General features: G+C 69.0%; 2 protein-coding genes. Both read left to right on the forward strand.

The genetic code is table 11. The features are described from left to right. A partial coding sequence (locus KIP79_RS46150; RefSeq protein ID WP_214111428.1) for an ATP-binding cassette domain-containing protein occupies positions 1-395 on the forward strand: 395 nt, incomplete at its 5' end. Positions 396-448: 53 nt separating this feature from the next. Beyond that, positions 449-1,139, forward strand: a 691-nt coding sequence (locus tag KIP79_RS46155; RefSeq protein ID WP_214111429.1) for an ABC transporter permease, incomplete at its 3' end; no start/stop codon positions are given.

Consider the following 1,139-nt stretch of genomic DNA (forward strand, 5'->3'; position numbering starts at 1 on the left):
ACGCCGAGGCCGAACGCCTGGTCAAAGCCCTCGACATCCGCCCGCCGGACCCGAACCGGCCGATCAAGACGTTGTCGGGTGGTAACCAGCAGAAGGCGGTGCTGGGCCGGTGGCTGGTCGGTGAGGGCCGCAAGCTGCTGCTTTTGGATGAGCCCACCCGTGGTGTGGATGTCGGCGCCCGCGCCGAACTGTATGCGCTGGTCCGCCGCCTGGCCGATGAGGGCGTGGGGGTGCTGCTTGTCTCCAGCGAGGTGCCCGAGGTGCTGGGTCTGGCCGATCGGGTGCTGGTGATCCGGGAGGGCCGGATCGTGCACGAAGCCCCTGCTACCGAGCTGGACGAGCACCGCGTACTCGACCTCGTCATGGAAGCCGCGCCGACGAAAGCACACGGCTGACATGACCCCTGAAGCCGCATGGCAGACACCGACCGATTCCAGGAGTTAGCCCGATGACCGAGGTCAACCCCCAACAGGTCTCCACGCCGGAGGCCGATGAACAGTCACGGGTGGAGGCCGCCGCGGCCTCGCCCCCAGCCGGCGCCCGGCTCACCTTCGGCCGGATCGGTGAGGCCCGCCACCTCGGCCTGGTGATCGCGCTGGCCCTGCTGGCCGTGATCGGCCTGATCACCGCGCCGGACACCTTCGCCACCACCTCCAACATGGTCAGCCTCCTGGCACTGGCCGCCACCATCGGCGTCATCACCGTCGGCATGACCTTCGTCATCATCGGCGGCGGCATCGACCTGTCGGTCGGCGCGGTCATGGCCCTGGCCTCAGTGTGGGCCACCACCCTGGCCACCCAAGCGTACGGGCCGGTCGTCATGGCCGTCTGCGCCATCCTGGTCGGCACCGGCGCCGGACTCTTGAACGGTTTCCTGATCGCCTACGGGCGGATGGTGCCCTTCATCGCCACCCTGGCCATGCTGGTGGCCGCCCGCGGCCTGGCCCAGCGCATGTCCGAACGCAAGACCCAGCTGGTCCAACCGGACAACACCGCCCTGGTGGACCTGTCGACCACCCGCATCCTGGGCCTGCCGATCCTGGTCTACATCTTCGCCATCGTGGTGATCATCGGCTGGCTGGTGCTCAACCGCACCACCTTCGGCCGCCGCACCTACGCCGTCGGCGGCAACCCGGAGG

Origin of the sequence: Acrocarpospora catenulata, from assembly GCF_018476525.1 — a bacterium.
Classification (GTDB): Bacteria; Actinomycetota; Actinomycetes; order Streptosporangiales; family Streptosporangiaceae; genus Acrocarpospora; species Acrocarpospora catenulata.